Below are 22,003 nucleotides of genomic sequence, written 5' to 3' on the forward strand. Positions count from 1 at the left end.
GGCACCATGAGCCCGCGCAGCAGCCGGATCCTGCCGTCCGCCCGAGCTGCGCCGCACCACCGTCGAACACGAAGCAAGGGGGGACAGAGCTGTGCCTGCTCCACGGATGAGCGCCACGCCACTGCCCGGCATCGGGGTCCAGTACGACCTCACCACCCGCGAGCGGCGCCACCTGTCGGTGATCGCGCACCGCGACGGCACCCGTACGGTGAACCTCTACCGCGCGGACGATCCTGACGCGTGCGCCCAGTCGCTGCACCTGTCCGGGGCCGAGGCCACCTCGCTGATCGACGCCCTGATGCCCGCGCACCACAGCCCCAACCTCCTGCACACGACCGACCTCGGGCTGGTCGCCGAGCGCATCGAGCTGTCCGCGCACTCGTACTGGAACGGCCGGCTGCTGGGCGAGACCCGGATGCGGACGGAGACCGGCGTCTCGATCGTGGCGGTCCTGCGGCGGGCCGAGGCCCGCCCCTCCCCCGCTCCCGACTTCCGCCTCGCCGGCGGGGACACGCTCATCGTGATCGGCACCCGCGAGGGCGTCGACGCGGCCGCCTCCATACTCGGACGGGAGTGATCGCCTGTGCACTCTGCTCTCTTCCTGATCGAGTTCGGTGCGATCATCCTGGGCCTGGGTCTGCTGGGCAGGCTCGCCGGGCGCTTCCGCTTCTCCCCGATCCCCCTGTACCTGCTGGCCGGTCTCGCCTTCGGCACGGGCGGGCTGCTGCCCATGGGCGCGAGCGAGGAGTTCGTGGCGATCGGCGCCGAGATCGGCGTCATCTTGCTGCTGCTGATGCTGGGGCTGGAGTACACGGCCACCGACCTCGTCTCCAACCTCAAGACCCAGTACCCGGCCGGGCTGGTCGACTTCACCCTCAACGCCGTACCCGGCGCGGTCGCCGCGCTGCTCATGGGCTGGGGTCCGGTGGCCGCCGTGGTCCTGGCGGGGGTCACCTGGATCTCGTCCTCGGGCGTCATCGCCAAGGTGATGGGGGACCTCGGGCGGCTCGGCAACCGCGAGACCCCGGTCATCCTCAGCGTCCTGGTGCTGGAAGACCTGGCCATGGCCGTCTACCTGCCGATCATCACCGCGCTGCTGGCCGGGGTCGGTCTCGCGGCGGGCAGCCTGACCCTGGCGATCGCGCTCGGCGTGGCGGGCGCGGTGCTGTTCGTCGCCGTCCGCTACGGCCGGCTCATCTCCCGGTTCGTCTCCAGCGACGACCCGGAGAAGCTGCTCCTCGTCGTTCTGGGCCTGACCCTGCTGGTCGCGGGCATCGCCCAGCAGCTACAGGTGTCGGCCGCGGTCGGAGCGTTCCTGGTCGGCATCGCCCTGTCCGGTGAGGTGGCCGAGGGTACGCACACCCTGCTCAGCCCGCTCCGGGACCTGTTCGCGGCGGTGTTCTTCGTCTTCTTCGGCCTGCACACCGACCCGGCCAGCATCCCGCCCGTACTGCTGCCGGCGCTCGCGCTCGCCCTGGTCACCGCCGGCACGAAGATCGCCACCGGGTACTGGGCCGCGAAGCGCGCCGGGGTCGGGGTCAAGGGCCGCTGGCGGGCCGGCGGAACCCTCGTTGCCCGCGGGGAGTTCTCGATCGTCATCGCCGGTCTCGCCGTCACCGCCGGCATCGAACCGGCCCTCGGGCCGCTGGCCACCGCCTACGTGCTGATCCTCGTGGTGATCGGTCCGCTCACCGCCCGCTACACCGAGCCGCTGGCCGCCCGGTTCCGGGGGCGGCGCACCGTGAAGACCCCGCTGCTCGCGGCCGTACCCTCTCCCGCACGGTCCCCGGAGGCCGTCGCGGAGCCGGCTCCCGACCAGGATCCCGCCGGGCGGCCGTAAACGACCCGGCGGTCAGGGCGGGGCCATCGGCTTCGCCCTGCGGGCCGTACGGGGCTCCGCGCCGAAGCGGTTCACCGCCAGCGCGGCCACGACCAGCCCGGCCGCGAACACCAGGCCGTTGGGCAGGGTGGCCCCGGCCACGGTGCACCAGACCCCCAGGACGACGGCCAGCCAGGCGCCGGCCCTGCGGTGTGCACGGGGTCGGCGCGGGCGTCGCGCGCCGCGGCCCCGGGCGGGTGGCGGACACCGGTACCCGGCCGGGGATCCGGGACGGGTGGTCCTCGCTCCGTCGGATCGCGGCATGGCCCCGCTCCTTTCGGTCCGCTCCTCGTCGACGCACCTGGGACGCAGGGATGTTCACCGGTCCGGGAGGCGGGCGTGCCGCGAAGCTGCGGCGCCGCCGTGCGGGCGTGCCGCGCGGCGTCCGTCGCGGGCGGTCACGCGCCCCGGACCCCGCGGCCGGCAGGCCGGCGGGCGTACGGGGCTCCGCGGCCCGCGGCGCCTCCCGGCGGTGGCCGGGCAGGGACCATGCGGACACCCCCAGCATCGCCCGGCCCACCGCCACCGCACATCGGGGCCGGCACCCATCTTCCGCACCGGTCAGCAGATGCGCGGCAGCTGCTCCCCGATGGGCAGGTCGACCACGCGGGTGCCGCCGAGGGCGGTGCGGGCCACGACCAGGCCCGGGTGGGCGTCGACGGCCTCACCGATCACCGTCGCGCGGCGGCCCAGCGGATGGGCGCGCATGGCGTCGAGGACGGCGTCGGCGTGCTCGCGGGGCACGAAGGCGACCAACTTGCCCTCGTTGGCCACGTAGAGCGGGTCGAGCCCGAGGATCGCGCAGGCGTTCGCGACAGCCGCGGGGACCGGGACGCGGCCCTCGTGGATCACGACACCGGTGCCCGAAGCGGCCGCGATCTCGTTCAGGGAGGCCGCCAGGCCGCCCCGGGTGGGGTCGCGCAGGACGTGGAGGTCCGGGGCGACCTCGAGCATGCTCCGGACGAGTCCGCCCAGGGCCGCGCAGTCGCTCTGGACGTCCACGCCGAACTCGAGTCCCTCCCGGACGCTCATGATCGCCACGCCGTGGAGCCCGATCTCACCGCTGACGATGACGACGTCTCCGGGGACGACGCGCTGCGGGCGCAGGTCCACCCCGTCGGGGATGACGCCGATGCCCGCGGTGTTGATGTAGATACCGTCCCCGTGGCCCGCTTCCACGACCTTGGTGTCGCCGGTCGCGACCTCCACGCCCGCGGCGCGCGCGGCCGCGCCCATGGCCTCGGCCACGCGCGCCACCACCGGCATCTCGACGCCCTCCTCCAGGATGAACCCGCAGGACAGGTACGCCGCTTCGGCTCCGCTCATGGCCAGGTCGTTGACCGTGCCGTTGACCGCGAGGTCGCCGATGGAGCCGCCGGGGAAGAACAGCGGCCGCACCACGTAGGAGTCGGTGGAGAAGGCCAGCCGGACCCCGCCCAGGGAGAGCGCCGCGGAGTCCCCGAGCTGGGCGAGCACGTCACCGCCGAAGGCCGGGGCGAAGAGGTGCTGGACCAGCTCGGCGGAGAGTGCGCCCCCGCCGCCGTGGCCCATCACCACGCGGGGGCGGTCGCGCAGCGGGGCCGGGCAGGTCCAGCCGGTGATGTCGAGTGCGGTGTCAGACAACGGGGCTCGCCTCCAGCGGGGCGCTCGCAGCGGTCGGGGCGGTCGCGGCCGTCTTGGCAGCGGGCACGGTTCCCAGCTCCAGCCGCCGGTAGAGGTAGTACGCGGCGCAGGCGCCCTCGCTGGAGACCATGGTGGCGCCGAGCGGGCTGCGCGGGGTGCACAGCGTGCCGAAGGCCTCGCACTCGTGCGGTTTCAGCAGCCCCTGGAGCACCTCGCCGCTGCGGCACTCGGCCGGTTCACGGGTGTTGATGCCGGTGACCGAGAAGCGGTGTTCGGCATCGAAGTCCCGGTAGCGCTCCGACAGCCGCCAGCCGCTGTCGGGGATCACTCCGATGCCCCGCCAGGCCCGGTCGGTGACCTCGAAGACGTCCTCCAGCATGGCGAGGGCGGCCGGGTTGCCCTCGGGGCGCACGGCGCGCGCGTAGGCGTTGTCGACGGTGTGCTCGCCGCGCTCCAGCTGCCGTACGGCCCGTCGTACGCCCTCCAGGATGTCCAGCGGTTCGAAGCCCGTCACCACGATCGGCACCCGGTGGCGCGCGGCCAATTCGGGGTACTCGCGCACGCCCATCACGCTGCACACGTGTCCGGCGGCGAGGAAGCCCTGGACCCGGCAGCTCGGCGACTGCATGATCGCCTCGATCGCCGGGGGCACCCGGACGTGGGAGACCAGCAGGCTGAAGTTGGGGATGTCCAGCTTCTTCGCCTGGTGGACGGTCATGGCGTTGGGCGGCGCCGTGGTCTCGAAGCCGATGCCGAAGAAGACCACCTGGTGCTTCGGGTTCTCCTGGGCGATCCGCAGGGCGTCGAGCGGGGAGTAGACGACGCGTACGTCGCCTCCCTCGCTGCGCACCTGGAACAGGTCGCGGCCGGTCCCGGGCACCCGGAGCATGTCCCCGAAGGAACAGAAGATCACATCGGGGCGGGAGGCGATCTCCAACGCCTTGTCGATGACCTCCAACGGGGTGACGCACACCGGACAGCCCGGTCCGTGAATCAACTCCACTTGTTCCGGCAGCAGTTGATCGATCCCGTGCCGGATGATGGTGTGGGTCTGACCGCCGCACACCTCCATCAGGGCCCAGGGGCGGGTCACGGTGGCGTGGATGTCGTCCAGCAGCCGGCGGGCGAGGGCCGGGTCCTGGAACTCCTCGATGTACTTCACGGCTGGACTTCCTCCTGCGGTGCGGCGAGGGCGGGCGCGGGTCCGGGTTCGAGGTCGGGATCGTGGGCGAAGGGCCAGGGGTCGCCGCCGGCCGCGGCGGCCTGCTCCCACGGGTCGCCGAACTCCTCCTGCAGCATCCCGAGTTGCGCGAAGAGTTCGAGGGTCTGCTTGGCCGACTCCTCGTCGAGGCGCTGGAGGGCGAAGCCCACGTGGACGATGGCGTACTCGCCCACCTGGAGGTCCGGTAGGTACTCCAGGCACACCTCCTTCTGCACACCGCCGAAGTCGACGGTGGCCATGCGGGTGCCGTCCTTCTCCCCGATGTCGAGCACTCTGCCGGGCACCGCCAAGCACATGGGCTTCTCCTTGCTGTGTGTGTGTCAGGGGGCGTGTCAGGGGGTGTGGTGCGCGGCGGCCACCATGAGCTGGCCGAGGGCCAGCCCGCCGTCGTTCGGGGGGACCCGGCCGTGCCGCAGGACGGTGAATCCGGCGGAGCCGAGGCGCCGGGCGCACGCCGAGGACAGCAGGGTGTTGGCGAAGACCCCGCCGGTCAGGGCGACGGTGTCCAGGCCGTGCCGCTCGCGCGCGAGCGCGCAGAGCGTGGCGACGAGGGCGGCGACACCGGTGTGGAAGCGGGCCGCGATCAGCGCCGGGTCCGTGCCGGCGCGGACGTCGGCCACCACGGCGGCCAGCACGGGCGCCGGATCGGCGGTGACCGGCCCGCCGTCGGGGCCCGGCGCCTCGTGCAGGCCGAAGGCGTAGCCGGGTCCGGGATCGGCTCCGCCCGCGCCCAGGGCCGCGCCCTCCAGCTCGATGGCGGCCTGCGCCTCGTAGCCGGCCAGGTGGCAGATGCCGGCGAGGGAGGAGACGGCGTCGAAGAGGCGGCCCATGCTGGAGGTCGGGACGCAGTTCAGGCCCCGCTCCAACTGGCGCTCCAGCACCGCGAATTCTTCCGGCGGGCAAGCGGCCGTGCAGGGCAGATCCGGGGTCCGGTCGATGCCCGCGGCCCGCAGATGGGACAGCGCCATGCGGTACGGGCGGTGCACGGCCGCGTCGCCGCCCGGCAGCGGCACGTAGGCGAGGTGGGCGAACCGGGTGAACCCGGCGTAGTCGGCGAGGAGGACCTCGCCGCCCCACACGGCGCCGTCGTCGCCGTAGCCGGTGCCGTCGAAGGCGACCCCGATGACCGGGCGGCCGGCGCCCCGGCCGTGTTCCGCCAGGGCGGAGGCGATGTGCGCGTGGTGGTGCTGGACGCGGACGAGCGGCCGGGTGCCCGCGGCGCGCTCCGCCCACCGGGTGGAGCGGTAGCCGGGGTGCCGGTCGGCGGCGAGGAGCACGGGGGCGACGCCGGTGATGGACTCCAGCTGCCGCTCGGCGCCTTCGAGGGCGTACTGGGTGGCGAGGTCGTCCATGTCGCCGATGTGGGCGGACAGCCAGGCCCGGCGCCCTTCGCCGAGGCAGAAGGTGTTCTTCAGGTCCCCGCCCGCGGCGAGGCTCGCGGGGACGGGCACCGGCAGGGTCAACGGGAGCGGGGCGTATCCGCGCGAGCGGCGTACGGTCAGCGTCTCCCCGTCGCACACCCGCACCACGGAGTCATCGCACGGCACGTGGATGGGGCGGTCGTGCGTGAGCCATCCGTCGGCGAGGTCGGCGAGCCGTTCCAGGGCCTCGTCGTCGTCGGTGACGATGGGCTCCCCCGCGAGGTTCCCGCTGGTCATGACGAGCAGCCGGGGGCCCGGGGGATCCCCGGGCAGGCCGAGCAGCAGGTGGTGGACGGGGGTGTACGGGAGCATCACGCCGAGGTCGGGAGCGCCGGGGGCGACCCCGTCCGGGCCGCCCGCACCGGCACGCCGGCGGAGCAGCACGATGGGCCGTACGCCGCCGGTGAGGAGGGCGCGTTCCTCCGGGCCGATGTGTGCGAACCGTTCGACGTCTGCGAGGTCGCAGGCCATCAGGGCGAAGGGCTTGTCCCCGCGCGCCTTGCGCCGGCGCAGCTCGGCCACCGCGCCCGCGTCGGTGGCGTCGCAGGCCAGGTGGTAGCCGCCCAGGCCCTTGACAGCGAGGATCGCCCCGGCCACCAGGAGCCGCCGGGCCCCGGCCACCGGGTCGGCGCCGGCGCGCTCGCGGGGCGGCCGCCCCGTGAGCAGCCTGAGGCGGGGACCGCAGGACGGGCAGGCGACCGGCTGGGCGTGGAAGCGGCGGTCGGCCGGGTCCCCGTACTCGCGGGCGCAGTCGGGACACATGGGGAACGGGGCCATCGTGGTGTGGGTGCGGTCGTACGGCAGCCCGGTGACGATGGTGAACCGCGGCCCGCAATGGGTGCAGGTGATGAAGGGGTGCCGGTGGCGCCGGTCGGCCGGGTCGGCCAGTTCGGCGAGGCAGTCGGTGCAGGTGGCCACGTCCGGGGAGACCAGCGTGCGGGCGGGGCCGCCGGTCCGGGAGGCGATGATGGTGAATCCGGTGCCGCCCGCGACGGGGACCTCCCGGTGCTCGACGGCGTCGACGACGGCCAGCGGGGGTGCGTCCGCCGCGAGCCGTTCGCAGAACCGCGACACCGCCGCCGGGGCGCCCTCGACCTCCGCGACGACGCCCTCGGGGGTGTTGGTGACGTGCCCGGCCAGGCCCAGTCCGGTCGCACGGGTGTAGACGTAGGGCCGGAAGCCGACGCCCTGGACCACGCCCCGGACCGTGACCCGGCGCCGCTGCACCGCCTCCATCAGCGGGTCTGCGCGACCGTGTGGACGTGCGGGTGATCGTGGTCATGACCGTGACCGTGGTCGTGGTCGTGGTCGTGGTCCGCGTCGTGGTCGTGCTCGTGCTCGTGGTCAAGGTCCGCGTCGTGGTCGTGCTCGTGCTCGTGGTCAAGGTCCGCGTCGTGCTCGTGGTCGTGGTCGTGACCGGGCTCGTGAGCATGGCCCTGGACGTAGCCGTGCTCGTGGCCGTGGCCGTGTTCGTTGCCGTGGCCGTGTTCGTGCGCCTGCTGCTGACGGGCCATCACCGGTGTGTGCGTCCCGGTGCCCGCCCCGGCGGCCAGCGCCCGGTCGAGCAGGACGCCCAGGCCCGCACCCGCGCGCGCCGAGGTGAGCACCACCTCCACACCGGGATTGACCTGCTCGACGTTGGCGCGGAAGGCGGCCTCGTCGAACTCGACGGCCCGCGCGATGTCGGTCTTGGTGACCACCACCAGTTGGGCCAGTCCGAAGGCGGTCGGATACTTCAGCGGCTTGTCCTCGCCCTCGGTCACCGAGGCGAGCACCACCCGCAGCGATTCCCCCAGGTCGTAGCCGGCCGGGCAGACCAGGTTGCCCACGTTCTCCACGAAGAGCAGCCGGGTGTCCTCGGGGAGCCAGCCGTCCAGGTGCCGGCCGAGCATCGCGGCCTCCAGGTGGCAGAGCCCGTCGGTGAGGACCTGCTTGACCGGTACGCCCGAACGGGCCAGCCGCAGCGCGTCGTTCTCGGTGGCCAGGTCGGCCGTCAACGCGGCCACGGGTACGCCCCGCTCCCGCGCGAGGAGCAGTTCGCGCTCCAGCAGCGCCGTCTTGCCGCTGCCGGGGCTGGAGAGCAGGTTGACCACCGTCGTGCCGCGGGCGGTGAGTTCGGTGCGCAGGACCTGGGCGGTGGCGTCGTTCTTGGCGAGCACCGCCTGCCGCAGATCGACCATTCGACACATGGTTCAGGCCTCCTCGGAAATCGGTTCGCGGGTGGGTGCACCGGCGGAGCCGTCTTCCCAGTGCACGCTGAGGATCTCCAGCTCACGGCCCGAGAGCAGTTCCACTTCGGTGGCCCTGCCGCATCCGGGGCAGCACAGTTCGGGGGGCATGCCCACCGCCCAGGTGCCGGGGCAGGAGCCGCAGCGGGCGCGGGCCGTCACCGGCTCCGTGACGAGTTCGGCGCCTTCGAGGACCGTTCCGGCGCAGGCCAGTTCGAAACAGAAGGCCAGGGCGTCGGGGACCACCCCCGCCAGCTCACCGACCCGCAGCCGTACGGAGGTGACGGCCTGTGCGCCGCCCGACCGGGCCGCCTCTTCCACCTGGCCCACGACGGCCATGGCGATCGACATCTCGTGCATCGGACTCCGTCCTGCCGGGGCTCATTGAACCGGCGGGACGGAGTCCGTGCGGTCGGGCACGCCGGTGCGCGGTGCGCCCCGTACGCCATTCGGGCGCGCGGGTATCGACCCGTGCCCGGGGCCGGCCCCGGGGCGCTCCCATGGCCGCTCCCATGGCTGCCTCGGGGCCTCCCGGGGTGGTGTCACATCCGGCGCATGCGCAGGTAGCGCCGGAGGTCGGGGAGGATCTGCAGCAGGACGGCGGTGGCGGCGGCGGCCGCGGCCCCGACGACGAAGACCTTCTTCACGGTGTTCTCCTCAGTTCGCGGCCGGGCCGGTCGGTTTCGTCGTGGGTCCGGCCGTGGATCAGGTCCAGGGCCGTGCGTACGGCCTCCGGTACGGCGGCGGCCACGGGTGCGCTCAGTCCGATGCCCTCCTCGGTGCCGGCCGGTTCGCAGCCGAGCACCAGCGTGCGCCGCGGTGGGGTGGCTCCGGTCCCGGCGCACAGGGTGTCCAGCAGCGCGAGGACGGCGTCGGGGGACATGTGGTGGCCGTCGAGGACGGGCGGCGGTGCCGGGGCGCCGGCCGGGCCGGCGCCCGCTCCGTCGTCGGCCTCGATCAGGTAGAGGGTGCCCGGCTCGCCACCGCGTGCGGTGGCGTCGACCAGCAGGAGCGTGTCGTAGCCGTCGAGGAGCTGGTAGGCGAGGTGGACGCCGCGCACGCCGAAGTCCACCACCTCGACCCCGTCGGGCAGGGGGTGCTCGGCCAGCGCCCGGACGGTCTCGACTCCGAAGCCGTCGTCGCCGAGGAAGACGTTGCCGATGCCCGCGATCAGGACCCGCTCGTTCACGCGTCCTCCAGGGGGGTGACCTCGTCGGGCTGGAAGTAGAGGAACCTGCCCTGTTCCCGCCGGATGTCCGCGCCCGGGTCGTCCTCCACGGTGACAGCGAGGTGCACTCCCCCGTCGACGTCGTGCAGGACGGCCTCGACCAGCGCGGTACGACCCTGCAGGAACAGGTCCTGGGCGTCGGTGCGGCGCAGTCCGGGGCGGAGCAGGACGCGGCTGCCGGGGCCCACCGGGGCGCCGTCGACGGCGATCCGGTCACGGGCCGGGTCCGCGGGGTCCGCCCGGGCCGGGTCCCACCAGGGGGTGTCGGGCCGGAACACCGCCTCTTCGGAAGTGAGTTCGGGGAGTTCGGGGAGTTCGGTGAGCAGTGGCGGCTGCTCCGGGCCAATGACCTCCCGCAGGGCGCGCACCGCGCCGTGCAGCCGCTCCAGCACCTCGGGGGGCATCGAGTCGGCGAGGTCGATCACGGCGGCCGCCCGCGGATCGGTGCCGCGGGCCTCGCGCTTCTCCTGCTCGGTCAGGGCGGCCGTGCGCAGGGCGAGGATCTCGTCGATCTCGAGGGCGTCGTACATGGCGCCCGCGCTCTCGGGGGCGATGGCCGGGTGGTCCTCCAGGATGATCGGGGAGGACAGGACCACGTCGGCGCGGCCCGGTTCGCCCGCGAGCACCGGCCAGGTGTGGCGGTTCTCGCAGGCGGCCACCGCCTGCCTGGCCCATTCGGGCGGGTCGGTCATGGACAGGAACGATCCGCGGTCCAGGCCCAGCAGCAGGTGGGCGGCGACCAGCGAGCGGGGCAGGGCGGCCGCGCGGTCCGCGGGTCCCGACCCACCGGGCGGGGTCCACGGGCTGGTGTTCTCCACCACGGCCCGGAGCCGGAGCACGCGGTAGGCGCCGGGGAGTTCGGTGGCGTGCACCCGCAGTACCCCCTCGATCTCCTCGGTGCGGCGCACCAGGCGGCCCACCGTGCGCCCGTCGGCATCGAGGACGGGCTCGGGGTCGACGCGGGCGGGGCGGCGGAAGGGGAAGGTGACGCCGTCATCGCCCAACAGTTCGGCAACGGGGACGCTCACCTCGACCCGTTCCTCGGCGCCCTCGTCCCAAGGCACGAGGACCCGGTCGGCCATGTGCAGTTCGGCGACCTCCGTGAAGCCGCCGCCGTCCGTGGCCCGTTGGACCGTACGCCGCTGCGCGTGCAGGAAGCGCAGCTCCAGGGCGAGCGTGGCCGCGCCGCGCGGTTCCATCAGGATCTCGGTCTGCTGGAGGACGTGCTCCTCGTGCGCGCGGCCCCAGGCCGGGGGCACGAGGACGCCGAACTGCCAGCGCAGCCGGTTCTTCGCGGCCGAGGCCCGGTACGGGTAGAGCACGTACCCCTCCAGCAGGACCGCGTCGGCCACCTGCCGGGCGACCGCGAAGCGGGAGTCGGGGGTGGTCGTCGTGGTCACGGGGCCGCCCTCTCGGTGAGGCGCGGCAGAAGGGCGCCCAGCCGGACGGGCCCGGGCGGTTGCGGCGGGGCGGCCGCGTCGAGCAGGGCCCGTACGGTCGCCTCCCACGAGGCGAGGGCGTGGCGGGAGCGGAAGGCGAGCAGCTCGTCCATGGTGTCGCGGGGCAGCCGCAGCCAGCCGCAGCCGGGGAAGTGCTGTTCGATCATTTCGCGCCACACGGCCACGGGCATCCGGTACGCGGCTTCGCGGTCCCAGGGCACCGGCTCGACGCGGAAGCCGGCGTCACCGGTGAAGGCGGTGCCGGAGAACAGCATCAGCAGCGGTACCTCGCCGTCCGTCAGGGCTTCGAAGTACCGGGTGGCGGCGATGTCCATGTCGTAGGTGCAGGGCACGACCAGATCGGTCTCGGTCTCCCCGGTGAAGCTCGGCACCATGACGGAGACCTGCGCGAACTGCAGGGGCTGGAGGGTGTTGCCCCACCGGGAGCGTTCGCCGAACAGGTCCGCGAGCCCTTCCGCCTCGGCGGGGCCGTAGCCGCGCCGGGCCGGTTCGATGCGGATCTGGCAGCGCAGGGCGATGGCGTGCACCCGGGCGCCCCCGGCCGCGGTGATCCGCAGCCGGAAGACGAGGGTGGGACCGGCGGCGTACGCGTCGGCGCGCACCCCGGTACAGGTGAAGGCGAATTCCGTCATCGGATCCCGTCCTCGCCCTCGTCCTCGTCCGCCGTCCGGGGCAGGGCCCTGGCCCGTCGTTCGACCTGCTCGAAGAAGGTCTTCAGGGCGGCCCGGGCCTCCGCCCCGCCGTCGAAGCCCTGCCACAGCAGCCGCATCCGCCCCACCAGCTCGTAGCAGATGTCGATCGGCACCAGGTAGCAGTCGGTGCGGTCCTGCGTGCGGCGCAGCAGCAGCGCCTCGACGTCGGGTTCGAGGAGCGCGGCCAGCCGGCCGCTGCCGAGCACGGTCTGCCAGGTCTCGGGGTCGAGTTCGCTCTCGGTGGCCCCGGCCGGACTCGGGTAGAGGGCGACCAGCCGGTCGAGGGCGGCGTTGCGGAAGAAGAACGCGACGCCGACCGGGATCTGGAGGAGTTCCCACGCGCCGTCGTCGAGCCGGTGGTCGGGGTCGGTGAGGTAGCGGTCCGGTACGGCCCGTAGGCGTCCGGTGCCCGCTCCGGGCCGGTCGAACAGCAGGGCGCAGGCGGTGCACGCGCAGATCAGCGCGCGCTGTTCGGTCTGCACCAGGTGGCGGTGGCCGTCCGGGGACACGGCGACCCCGCACAGTTCGCAGGTCTCGGGCCGGGGCGGGCGCGGGCCCGCGAACCGGCGCAGCCCGCGCGGGGCGCGCGGGCCGTCGTGGAGGAGACCGGGCCCGCTCACGGCACCCGCGCCGGGCTCGGGGGCCGGGTGCCGATCTGCAGGAGGGCGGGGGCGGGGGCCGCGGCCGGCTCCCGCTCCACGCTCGTCACCTCGGGGGCGAAGCAGGCCAGGGTGTCCTCGAGGGTCCGCCCGGCGTCGCCGTGGCTGCCGGAGCCCGAGCCGCAGCCGCAGCCGGTGGGGGCCGCGGCGGGGCGCAGCCGTAGGACACCGGTGTCCGCGTCGAAGCCGAGGAGTTCCACCGGTTCGCCGTGGGCGGCCAGGGCGCGGGCGATGCGGGTGTGCACGTCCTCGGGGTGCAGGCCGTGCAGGGAGAGCAGGCTCGCCACGAGTTCGTCGTCGTAGGCGGCCTCGAGCGGGCCCTCCCCGACCTTCTCGACGATCCGGGCGAGCCCGGCGCCGTAGAAGTCCATGAGGACGCGCACCAGTTCTTCCGCCGCCGCGCACGCCGCCCGGTCGCCGGTGGCGGCGAGCCGGTCGAGGACCTCCTCGACCCGGCGCCCGGCCTGGACGCCGTCGATCGTGGCGCTCATCCGCCCAGTCCGCTCAGGCCGGTGGGCACGTGCATCGTCTTGACCGTTTTGCCGCCGCCCACGTACATGTGGACTCCGCAGGGCAGACAGGGGTCGAAGCTGCGGACCGCGCGCATGATGTCGATGCCCTTGAAGTTCTCCGGGGCGTTCTCCTCGAAGATCGGGGTGTTCTGCACGGCGTCCTCGTAGGGGCCGGGCGTGCCGAAGGTGTCGCGGGTGCTGGCGTTCCACGGGGTCGGCGGGTAGGGGTGGTAGTTGGCGATCTTCCCGTCGCGGATCACCATGTGGTGCGAGAGCACGCCCCGCACGGCCTCGGTGAAGCCGACGCCCAACCCTTCGTCCGGGACCTCGAACTTCTCCCAGGTCTGGGTGCGCCCGGCACGGACCTCGGCGAGGCCCTTCTCGGCGCAGTGCAGGGCGATGGCGGCCGCGTAGGCCTGGAAGTAGGTGCGCGCGCGGTTGCGTTCCAGCGCGTTGCTCCACTTCGGGATCTTCCACTCGAAGCGGGTCTCGGGCTTGGTCATCGTGCGCGGCAGGGTGATCACGACGCTGTTGCCGGTGGCCTGCACGTAGTCGGTGTGGACCAGGCCCGACAGGGCGGTGGACCACAGGCGGGCGATGGGGCCGCCGCCGGTGTCCAGGGCCAGGTGGTCCTTGCCGTCGAACCAGCGGGGGGACATGACCCAGCTGTACTTGTCGTCGAAGTTGCGCTTCTGCGGGGCCGGGATGGTGTGCTGGTTCCACGGGTGGCGCGGGTCGACCGGATTGCCGAGCGGGTCGTGGGTGACGAACTGCTCCTGTCCCTGCCAGTCGTCGTAGTACGAGCTGCCGAGCAGGATGCGGATGCCGAGGTTGATCTCGGTGAGGTCGTTGGTGACCAGCTTGCCGTCCACCACCACGCCCGGGGTGACGAACATCTTCCGTCCCCAGTCGGTCATGTTGGCGTACGTGAAGTCGCAGTACTCGGGGTCGTTGAGGGCGCCCCAGCAGCCGAGCAGGACGCGGCGGCGACCGACCTCCTCGTAGCCGGGCAGGGCCTCGTAGAAGAAGTCGAACAGGTCGTCGTGGAGGGGGACGACCTTCTTCATGAACTCGCAGTACCGCATGAGGCGGCTCATGTAGTCCGTGAAGAGCTGGACGGAGGCGATGGTGCCGACGCCGCCCGGGTAGAGGGTGGAGGGGTGCACGTGGCGGCCCTCCATCAGGCAGAACATCTCACGCGTGTAGCGGGAGACCTGGAGCGCCTCGCGGTAGAACTCGCCCTCGATGGGGTTGAGGGAGCGCATGATGTCGGCGATGGTCTTGTAGCCGTGCTCGCCGGCGTGCGGGGCCGGGGTGCGCTCGGCGAGCTCCAGGACGCCCGGGTTGGTCTCGCGGACCATCTTCTCGCAGTAGTCGACCCCGACCAGGTTCTCCTGGAAGATGTTGTGGTCGAACATGTACTCCGCGGACTCGCCCAGGTTGATGATCCACTCGGCGAGGTGGGGCGGCTTCACCCCGTAGGCCATGTTCTGCGCGTACACCGAGCAGGTGGCGTGGTTGTCACCGCAGATGCCGCAGATGCGGCTGGTGATGAAGTGCGCGTCGCGGGGGTCCTTGCCGCGCATGAAGACGCTGTAGCCGCGGAAGACCGACGAGGTGCTGTAGCACTCCGCGACCCGCTTCTGCTTAAAGTCGATCTTCGTGTGGATGCCGAGACTGCCCACGATCCGGGTGATCGGATCCCAGGCCATCTCCACCAAGCCGCTGCCGTCTGCGGCCGCCTTCGTCTGCGGTGTCATCGTTTCTGCCGTGACCCTTCTTCGGTGCGGAGAGCTGGAGTTGGGGGGTGTTTCCGCGGGATCCCGGGAGCCGTCACCAGGGCGGGCGGTAGCCCGTGGTCAGGCTGCGGCCGGTCTGCCTCCACTTCGGTTCCTCGTCCACGGTGTGGGCGGTCACCGACCGGAGCCGGCGGATCAGCGCGCCGTACGCGCTGCTCGCCTTCGTGGAGACCTTGGCGCCGGGGGGTTCGTCCATGAACGGCATGAACTTGTCGGGGAAGCCGGGCATCGTGCAGGCGATGCAGATGCCGCCGACGTTGGGGCAGCCGCCGATGCCGTTCATCCAGCCGCGCTTGGGGACGTTGCACTTGACGACGGGGCCCCAGCAGCCGAGTTTGACCAGGCAGCGCGGGGAGTCGTAGGTCTCGGCGAACTCGCCCTGCTCGTAGTAGCCGGCACGGTCGCAGCCCTCGTGGACGGTGGCCCCGAAGAGCCAGGTCGGGCGCAGCTTGTCGTCGAGGGGGATCATCGGGGCGGAGCCGGCCGCCTGGTAGAGCAGGTAGGTCAGGGTCTCCGAGAAGTTGTCGGGCTGGATCGGGCAGCCCGGCACGCACACGATCGGGATGCCGGCCTTCGAGGTCCAGTCCCAACCCAGGTAGTCGGGCACGCCCATGGCACCCGTCGGATTGCCCTCCATGGCGTGGATGCCGCCGTACGTGGCGCAGGTGCCGATGGCCACGACGGCGAGGGCCTTGGGGGCGAGCCTGTCGATCCACTCACTGGTGGTGATGGGCTGACCGGTCTCGGGGTCGTCGCCGAAGCCGCACCAGTAGCCCTCGGGCTTGATCTTCTCGTTCGGGATCGACCCCTCGACCACCAGGACGAAGGGATCGATCTCGCCCCGCTCGCCCTTGAAGAACCACTCGATGAACGTGTCGGCGCCGCCGACCGGGCCGCACTCGAAGTCGATCAGCGGCCAGTGCACGGCGATCTTCGGCAGACCGGGCAGCACGCCGGTGACGATCTCCTCGATGCTCGGCTGCATCGCCGCCGTCAGGGACACGGAGTCGCCGTCGCAGCTCAAACCCGCATTGATCCAGAGGATGTGGATCAGCGGGTCCTCGACCGCGTCCTTCGCATCCTTAGTCGCAGTGGCCATGGGACGGCTCCTCGGGGAGGTGATCGGGAAGGGGCGCGGGGAGGCGGCCTGCCTCGCCCACACCTTTCTTGCTAACAGCAGTCCGGTCCGGGCGCCGCGTCAGGTGCGGCCAGTCCAGTGACGGCGCGCGGCCTGACGGCCGACCCGCTCAGGTGGAGCGGGGTGGCGGCCGGGCGCTCCTTGCGGACGAAGGCGCGGCGCAGGGCGTGGTAGGGGGCGTCGGGGTCGAAGAAGGTCCGCCGCATCAGGGCCAGCTCGGCCCGGCGGTGGTCGGCCAGCGGCCGCCGGGCCTCGTCGCGCTCGCGCGCGGCCTTCTTGCCGGCGATCCGGGAGGCGGTGGCGGGCAGGGCGGCGAGGCGGAGCGCGAGGCCCTCGGTCTCGCGGGCGAAGTCCCCGGGCGGGCAGGGGACCGTACGGTCGACCAGTCCGAGCCCCTGGGCGGCGGCGGCGCTCAGCGGCAGGGCCTCGGTGGTGAGGCGGTCCGCGAGTGCGGGGCCCACGCGGCGGGGCAGGGTGTACGTCCAGTACTCGGAGCCGTGCAGGCCCATCAGGCGGTAGTGCGGGTTCAGGACGACGCCCGAGCGGCACCAGACCTCGTCGGCGGCGAGGGCGAGCATGGCACCGCCGGCGGCGGCGTTGCCGCCCAGCGCACTGACCACGAGCCGGTCGGTGGTGGTCAGCACCGCCTCGACCAGGTCGTTCATGGCGTTGATGTTGGCCCAGGACTCCTCGGCCGGATCGGTCGCGGCATCGATGACGCCGAGGTGGATGCCGTTGGAGAAGAAGTCGCGGCCGCCGCCGAGGACCAGGACGGTGGTGGGGCGGGTGAGGGCCGCCCCGTACGCGTCCAGCAGGCGGCGGCAGTGCGTGGTGCTCATGGCGCCGCCGGGGAAGGCGAACGTCAGGAATCCGGTCTGGCCCTCCTCGTGGTAGCCGATGTCGGACCAGTTGCCCCGCTGGGGTCCGCAGGGCGGCGACGGGGGGACCTCGGGGAGCCGGGGCAGCCGGTCCGCGAGCGCGAGCGTGGCGGGCAATTTGGGGGCGGCCGGGCGGCCCGGCAGGCGGCGGGGGCGCAGTTCCGGGATCCAAACGGCCCCGTCGGCCGTGGCCCGGCAGAGCGCCCCGGCCCGGGTGGCCAGCAGCGCGCCGGGGCGGCCGCGCAGGTGCTCCTCGCGGTGCCCGCCGTGCAGGTACCACTCACCGCCGAGCAGGTCGTCGCGTACGCCGGGCTGCGAGTCGGCGGCGCGCAGCGCGGCGAGGACGTCCTCGGTGGTGTCGTGCTCCCAGTCGATCCGGCGGTCTTCCTGGCGCAGCAGTGGCCGGGCGTGGCCGCTCGTCTGAGGTTGCGGGACGTACGTACCGGAGGCGAACCGTTCCACCGCGAGCAGGACGGCCTCCAGCGCGGCATCGGCGATCTCGCCGCGGTAGAGGTCGCTCTTGCCGACCGGCGGCAGGGGGCACTCAACGCTCGCCCAGACGTCGCCGGCGTCCATCTCCGCATTGGCCTGCAGGACGGTCACCCCCCATCGGGGTTCACCGCCCCGGACGGCCCGGTCGAGGGAGGACGGGCCGCGGTCGCCGACCGGACCCGGGTGGACGACCAGGCAGGTGTGGGCGGCCCAGACCTCCTCGGGGATGGCGGTGCGCAGCATCGGGGCGATCACGAGGTCGGGGCGGTGGCTGCGTACGGCGTCGGCCAGGGCTGCTCCGGGCAGGGCGAGTTCGACCGCCACGTGGTGGCCGTGGTCGCGCAGCTCGGCGTGGACTCGCTGCGTGAGGCTGTTGAACGCGCTCGCCACGAGCAGGACGTACACGTGATCTCCCAGCGGTGGCCCGGAGCCGCGCGTGCGCGGTGCCCGGCCTGGTCGGCGGCCCGTGGCCGGAACATGACCGGCCGCCTGAGATGGTCGGGGAGTTCGGGGCGCCCACGTCCGAGCCCCGCGCAGCGGGTCACTCGAAAGCGCCCGTTCCGGGGTCCGCTCGGCCCAAGGGGAACGCCGGCTACTCGCCGTCCTCGATGCCGATGGCCTCGGCCAGCTCCCGCTGCGCGCGGCCCGGCTCGCCCTCGTACTGCTCCAGGAGGGCGGCGGCGATGGCGTCGAGTTTGCGCTGGATCGCGTGCTCGGCCCGGCGTTCGGAGTTCTTCAGCAGGGCCAGGAGCAGCAGGGCGACCGCGCCCATCGCGTCGCCGAACAGGTGCTGCCAACTCATGTCCAGGTGGGCGAGGTGGGCCGCGACGAAGCCGGCCACCAGCAGGACGCAGAACACGGAGAAGGCGGGCGAGCTGGTGAAGTTCGAGGCCAGCTCCGCCAGCTTCTCGAACCGTCCGAGCCGCCCCTGGCCGCCCTTCTTCGCGGGATGTTCGAAGGCCATGGTCTGCACGTGCCCGCTCGGGCCGCACCCCATCCCCTCCGGGCCGCTCCAGCACCCGACCGGCCCAGATCGGAGCGGGGCCGTCCGGGGCCGCCACCGACCCCGGGCGGGTCCCCGAGAGGAAGGGGCCGGCCCGTCGCAGGTGCAGGATGCGCAACCGTTAGATTGACCTGCACAATCGGGGAGCCAAGGGGTGGGCGAATGGTGCGGCAGATGAAGCAGGGCACAAGAGGCGGGGGCTTCCTGGTGCGTATCGGGACGCTCGCCGCAGCGGCCGCGGCCACGGTGGCTTGTTCCGCCGACGCTCCCGTGGAGGAGACGCCCGCGTACCGGGACGGCCGGGTCATGGGCATCACGCTGCATGAAGGAGGTGGCTGGCCGGACGCCGACCTGTCCAGGACAAAGGATCTGTGCGGCTACCCTGCTCGGGCCGACGGGCTCGAAGGCGCAGAGGCGGACGCCTACATCGCTGGTTGTGTGAACGGGCTCCTCGCACACTGATCAGCGCCGACGCCGGGCGGCCGGGCCCCGTGGAACTCTGCGCCTGCCGAGCCATGGAAACCGAACCGTCTCCCGGACACGATCCGCAACGGCGCGGGCCGCTACCGGCACCGGACGGTCAGCCCGACCGGACGGGCGCCCATAGGCCGACGCTCCACACTCGTACGAAGTCGTCCCGTCGACATCCGCATCGCTACTCAGTGCGTCAGGCTGGCACCGTCAGCCTCTTGACCATGATCGCGAAGACGGGCGAATCGTCGAAGGGCTTCTGCTCGCCAGCCTTCTCGTACCCCCATGACTCGTAGAGCGCCTGCACCTTGAGGTGGGTCACGTCGACCAGGAGGGTGGCCACATCCTCGTCGCGACTGTCGACGAGGGCCGCATGGAGCTGAGTGGACACGCCGGTCTTCCGCCACTCCCCCATGATCATGAGCTCAGACAGAGCGAACACGGTGGCTTCCGGCGCAACGGAGTCGGGACGGTCCGAGGTCTTCCACCATCCGCCAGGCTTGAAGGCCGCACCGTACGCGAAGCCCGTGGGCGCACCCTTGTCGAAGCCGACTACGCAGGCCCAGGTCTCATTGCCACTCCAGTGATCCACGAACCAGGCGAAGCGTTCCCGCTCGTGGAAGCGGTCCTCCTCACCGTCGTAGACGGCATCGTGCATATCGAGAAGCATCTCCCGGATGTCGGCAGCGTCCTCGCGGGTATACGTCTTCAGATCCATGCCTGTGACCTCTCTGCCCAGTCCAGGACGCTGGGCTCCCTTGTTCCCGACGACACCATGAGCTTGCGGACGTTCGCCAGGGTGTCAGTAGTCCGCTTCGAGCCGCGGACGCGCCCCAGGATCTCCGCCGCTCGATCGCCAGTTGCGCAGGCCGATTCGAAGTCCCCCTGTCTAGCCTGTGCCAGCGACAGGTGCGCGATGTAGTACGTCCGGTTGCGCACGCGGTCGGGATGGATGGCAGCCAGCGCGCGATGCAGGTGATACTCAGCGCGGTCCGGTTCGTTCAGCCGCAGCCAGACGATCGAGGTCAGCCCGTCAAGCTCCGCCCCGTCGAAGAACTCGATCCAGGGCGGTCGCTGGATGGGAGTGTGCCGACCGAATGACCGCTCCGCTGCCCCGAGGGCCTTCACCGCTGCCGAGCGATCGTTGCGGCCGGCATGAGCGTGAGCGTTTCTCATGTGAGCGAGCGAGGCGTAGAGCGGGTCCTTCTTGGCGATGGACAGGCTCTTCGCTGCGTCAGCCGCTGCGGATGCCTCCGCGTGGTCCTTGCGCTGCCCGGCAACCATCGAGAGGTGGTTCCAGACGTGGTACTGCGTCTCGCTGTCTCCGGACAGACCAGCGAACGTGACGGCCGTGTCCCGGTGGCCTCTGGCACGGCTTCGGGTTTGAGCATCAATCGCCGCGAATGCTGCGGAACACGTCACATCGGAGGCTAGGCAGTACAGTTTGGTCCGCACCCGCGCTGAAGCAGCTCCGCCGCCGGCCAAGGCCGACTTGATCCGCATGGCAAGCTCCACCGCATCGTTTTCGACCTTCTGAGCGCCGCCGAATTCCTGGTCCTGAGCGATGATCTTGGCGTGCTCGGCCTCGAAACGGTGCACGTCGCTCTGGCCCAGGCGTCGGGTGGCGCCGACCGTAGCCGCAACGGCTGTTCCGACGGCGAGGGTGAAGAGGGAGCGGCGGTGCATGGGGTCCTCCGGAGGTGCCTGTGCTGCCTTCTTGGACCGGGGGACGAAACCCAAGTCGGTCGCCGAACGGCCAAGGACGCGCTCGATACTCAGCCGCTGCTTGGCGTGCGGCCACCGGGTATGGCCAGCCAACAAGCGTCGGACGTCGCGGTCCGTCATGTGTCCGGGCTGACCGGTCAAGGTCTCGATCTCGGCATTGACGCGTCTGGCTAATTCCGCCTGCCCCATCTGGCAGTCGTTCATTGCTGCGGCCAGTTCGGGGTTTTCTCCCACAGCCGCACGGTAGCGGGGTCACCCGTGACGGCGATACCGCGAAGGTAAAAATCACCGGGATCACGCCTTGTGCGTCTTGGGAATTCACCTGTTCCCACTGGCCGCCCGACGGTGAACTTTCCTAGTCGCAAGCCGCAGTAAGGAGGCAGGCGCCGCCCATGGCGCCTGGCTGCATGGAGGAGAGCGCCCGCCCACCCCCTTTGGCGATGAGGTGCTCCACCGCCCTCGAAGGGAAGACCCCTTGATCATGATCGCGACCAGATACAGCGCCGTTGACGTCCCCGGCTATAGCGAGACGTTGCCCTGCGAGGCCGAGTCGGCCAGTCGGGCCCGCCATTTGATCCGGTCCGCCCTGAACACCTGGGGGCTCGAGAGCCTGATCGACAGCGGACTCCTGGTCGTCTCCGAGCTTGTGGCCAACTCCGTACAGCACAGAGGATGCACGCTGGTGCGAGTAAGTATTCAGCGGCGGGCCGAAGACCGGGTGCGTGTGACGGTATCCGACAAGTCTCGTGCAGTGCCGTTGGTCGGCGGTCCGGAGGCAGGGGACGAGACGGGCCGCGGGCTGGTCATCGTGGAGTCCCTTGCTGACGTTTGGGCTGTTGACCGTCGACGCTGGGGCAAGGTCGTGTGGGCAGAGCTATTCGTCGAGGCGAGCGCCTGATGGGCAGGCACGCGAAGCCTCGGAGGTTCGTACTCGTTCGCCGTGCCCATCCGTCTGGCGGATCGAACGACCTGGGGGTAGCCGGGGGAAGCCTGGGGCACGAGTTACCGGAGCAGGGCCACCTCGTCGAGTACGCCTTGGAGGCAACGGACACCGCAACCCGGCGGCGGTTCCTGGAGGTGATGCGCCGCCAGCTCGTGTCGGAGCGGGACCTTCTCTCATTGCTCGAACGGGAAGGCTGGCATGGGGCTGACGCCAGGGAGGCCGTCAGTGCGTAGTCAACCGATCGCCTGGCTACGGCTGCACTTGCAGCGCCACAAGCAACCGATCTCGAACTACGAGCGGAACGTGCAGCGCATCGTCAACCCGCCCCGCCCCTCGCTTCCCGACAGGATCAGTCGGATCGCTTGGGTGGTCGAGGAGTTCTGGTACCGCCACGTCGTACAGCGAAAGCTTTACCGACGGCTCGACGAGCTGCGGGGCGTTGTGCAGGCCGCGCTCCCGCCGGATCGGCAGGCGCTTGAGGAGGCGCGTCGCGGCCTCCAACGCATCAGGGACGCTGTCGCACCGTACAGACGAAGCCGGACTCACGCCCTTCACGCTTCCGCCATCGGCGGGATGCCGGCGATCAAGCGACCGGCCGAGAGCCCAATTGACGGCGGACGCCCGACCGCG

General features: G+C 72.0%; 23 protein-coding genes. 4 read left to right on the forward strand and 19 right to left on the reverse strand.

All coding sequences use genetic code 11. The features are described 5' to 3' along the window. Positions 1–106: 106 nt before the first annotated feature. Both OG207_RS10240 and OG207_RS10245 read left to right on the forward strand, forming a co-directional pair. A complete protein-coding gene (locus tag OG207_RS10240; RefSeq protein ID WP_329097875.1) occupies positions 107–577 on the forward strand; it encodes a cation:proton antiporter regulatory subunit in 471 nt (156 codons plus the stop codon). A 6-nt stretch (positions 578–583) separates the two neighbouring features. Next, the gene (locus OG207_RS10245; RefSeq protein WP_329097876.1) at positions 584–1,840 is read left to right on the forward strand and encodes a cation:proton antiporter; all 1,257 of its coding nucleotides are present in this window, start codon (positions 584–586) and stop codon (positions 1,838–1,840) included. 12 nt (positions 1,841–1,852) lie between these two features. Here OG207_RS10245 and OG207_RS10250 read toward each other — a convergent pair whose 3' ends face one another. The 17 genes from OG207_RS10250 to OG207_RS10325 form a co-directional block, all read right to left on the reverse strand. Further along, entirely contained in the window at positions 1,853–2,143 is a 291-nt protein-coding gene (locus OG207_RS10250; RefSeq protein WP_329097878.1) for a hypothetical protein, read from the reverse strand. A 297-nt stretch (positions 2,144–2,440) separates the two neighbouring features. Continuing rightward, entirely contained in the window at positions 2,441–3,502 is a 1,062-nt protein-coding gene (gene hypE / locus OG207_RS10255) for a hydrogenase expression/formation protein HypE (RefSeq protein WP_329097880.1), read from the reverse strand. Next, positions 3,495–4,664: a hydrogenase formation protein HypD gene (gene hypD / locus OG207_RS10260; protein ID WP_329097882.1), complete on the reverse strand. Its 1,170-nt coding sequence runs from the start codon at positions 4,662–4,664 to the stop codon at positions 3,495–3,497. The genes hypE and hypD overlap by 8 nt, the downstream gene beginning before the upstream one ends. Further along, the gene (locus tag OG207_RS10265; RefSeq protein ID WP_329097884.1) at positions 4,661–5,020 is read right to left on the reverse strand and encodes a HypC/HybG/HupF family hydrogenase formation chaperone; all 360 of its coding nucleotides are present in this window, start codon (positions 5,018–5,020) and stop codon (positions 4,661–4,663) included. Before OG207_RS10265 ends, hypD begins: the two co-directional genes overlap by 4 nt. Before the next feature lie 36 nt (positions 5,021–5,056). Continuing rightward, on the reverse strand, positions 5,057–7,381 hold the full coding sequence (gene hypF / locus OG207_RS10270) for a carbamoyltransferase HypF (protein ID WP_329097886.1): 2,325 nt from the start codon (positions 7,379–7,381) through the stop codon (positions 5,057–5,059). Then, positions 7,381–8,334, reverse strand: coding sequence for a hydrogenase nickel incorporation protein HypB (hypB, locus tag OG207_RS10275; protein ID WP_329097889.1), 954 nt, complete (start codon positions 8,332–8,334; stop codon positions 7,381–7,383). The genes hypF and hypB overlap by 1 nt, the downstream gene beginning before the upstream one ends. 3 nt (positions 8,335–8,337) lie before the next feature. Continuing rightward, the gene (locus OG207_RS10280) at positions 8,338–8,733 is read right to left on the reverse strand and encodes a hydrogenase maturation nickel metallochaperone HypA/HybF (protein ID WP_329097891.1); all 396 of its coding nucleotides are present in this window, start codon (positions 8,731–8,733) and stop codon (positions 8,338–8,340) included. A 182-nt stretch (positions 8,734–8,915) separates the two neighbouring features. Continuing rightward, entirely contained in the window at positions 8,916–9,020 is a 105-nt protein-coding gene (locus OG207_RS44055; protein ID WP_402694579.1) for a DUF6893 family small protein, read from the reverse strand. After that, positions 9,017–9,562 carry a hydrogenase maturation protease gene (locus OG207_RS10285; protein WP_329097894.1) on the reverse strand — a complete coding sequence of 182 codons (546 nt, stop codon included), beginning with the start codon at positions 9,560–9,562 and terminating at the stop codon, positions 9,017–9,019. The genes OG207_RS44055 and OG207_RS10285 overlap by 4 nt, the downstream gene beginning before the upstream one ends. Beyond that, a complete protein-coding gene (locus OG207_RS10290) occupies positions 9,559–11,001 on the reverse strand; it encodes a hypothetical protein (RefSeq protein ID WP_329097896.1) in 1,443 nt (480 codons plus the stop codon). The genes OG207_RS10285 and OG207_RS10290 overlap by 4 nt, the downstream gene beginning before the upstream one ends. Further along, the gene (locus OG207_RS10295; RefSeq protein ID WP_329097898.1) at positions 10,998–11,693 is read right to left on the reverse strand and encodes a DUF6084 family protein; all 696 of its coding nucleotides are present in this window, start codon (positions 11,691–11,693) and stop codon (positions 10,998–11,000) included. Before OG207_RS10295 ends, OG207_RS10290 begins: the two co-directional genes overlap by 4 nt. Then, positions 11,690–12,373: a DUF5947 family protein gene (locus OG207_RS10300; RefSeq protein ID WP_329097899.1), complete on the reverse strand. Its 684-nt coding sequence runs from the start codon at positions 12,371–12,373 to the stop codon at positions 11,690–11,692. Before OG207_RS10300 ends, OG207_RS10295 begins: the two co-directional genes overlap by 4 nt. After that, the gene (locus OG207_RS10305) at positions 12,370–12,903 is read right to left on the reverse strand and encodes a hypothetical protein (protein WP_329097901.1); all 534 of its coding nucleotides are present in this window, start codon (positions 12,901–12,903) and stop codon (positions 12,370–12,372) included. The genes OG207_RS10300 and OG207_RS10305 overlap by 4 nt, the downstream gene beginning before the upstream one ends. Further along, positions 12,900–14,684: a nickel-dependent hydrogenase large subunit gene (locus tag OG207_RS10310; RefSeq protein ID WP_329097903.1), complete on the reverse strand. Its 1,785-nt coding sequence runs from the start codon at positions 14,682–14,684 to the stop codon at positions 12,900–12,902. The genes OG207_RS10305 and OG207_RS10310 overlap by 4 nt, the downstream gene beginning before the upstream one ends. 73 nt (positions 14,685–14,757) lie before the next feature. Beyond that, positions 14,758–15,822, reverse strand: a complete 1,065-nt coding sequence (locus tag OG207_RS10315) for a hydrogenase expression protein HypE (protein WP_329097905.1) — start codon at positions 15,820–15,822, stop codon at positions 14,758–14,760. A gap of 71 nt (positions 15,823–15,893) precedes the next feature. Beyond that, on the reverse strand, positions 15,894–17,636 hold the full coding sequence (locus tag OG207_RS10320) for a hydrogenase maturation protein (RefSeq protein WP_329097907.1): 1,743 nt from the start codon (positions 17,634–17,636) through the stop codon (positions 15,894–15,896). A 187-nt stretch (positions 17,637–17,823) separates the two neighbouring features. Next, positions 17,824–18,195, reverse strand: a complete 372-nt coding sequence (locus OG207_RS10325; protein WP_329097909.1) for a hypothetical protein — start codon at positions 18,193–18,195, stop codon at positions 17,824–17,826. Between the two features lie 213 nt (positions 18,196–18,408). Between OG207_RS10325 and OG207_RS10330 the strand changes: the two genes are divergently transcribed. Beyond that, complete coding sequence (locus OG207_RS10330; protein WP_329097911.1) at positions 18,409–18,696, forward strand: hypothetical protein; 288 nt, start codon at positions 18,409–18,411, stop codon at positions 18,694–18,696. A 205-nt stretch (positions 18,697–18,901) separates the two neighbouring features. Here OG207_RS10330 and OG207_RS10335 read toward each other — a convergent pair whose 3' ends face one another. Both OG207_RS10335 and OG207_RS10340 read right to left on the reverse strand, forming a co-directional pair. Beyond that, the gene (locus OG207_RS10335) at positions 18,902–19,423 is read right to left on the reverse strand and encodes a GNAT family N-acetyltransferase (RefSeq protein ID WP_329097913.1); all 522 of its coding nucleotides are present in this window, start codon (positions 19,421–19,423) and stop codon (positions 18,902–18,904) included. After that, a complete protein-coding gene (locus OG207_RS10340; protein WP_329097915.1) occupies positions 19,414–20,664 on the reverse strand; it encodes an XRE family transcriptional regulator in 1,251 nt (416 codons plus the stop codon). The genes OG207_RS10335 and OG207_RS10340 overlap by 10 nt, the downstream gene beginning before the upstream one ends. A 247-nt stretch (positions 20,665–20,911) precedes the next feature. On the opposite strand from OG207_RS10340, the gene OG207_RS10345 reads away from it, so the two are divergent. Next, positions 20,912–21,328, forward strand: a complete 417-nt coding sequence (locus tag OG207_RS10345; protein ID WP_329107529.1) for an ATP-binding protein — start codon at positions 20,912–20,914, stop codon at positions 21,326–21,328. Positions 21,329–22,003 lie beyond the last annotated feature (675 nt).

This window comes from Streptomyces sp. NBC_01439, from assembly GCF_036227605.1.
GTDB lineage: Bacteria > Actinomycetota > Actinomycetes > Streptomycetales > Streptomycetaceae > Streptomyces.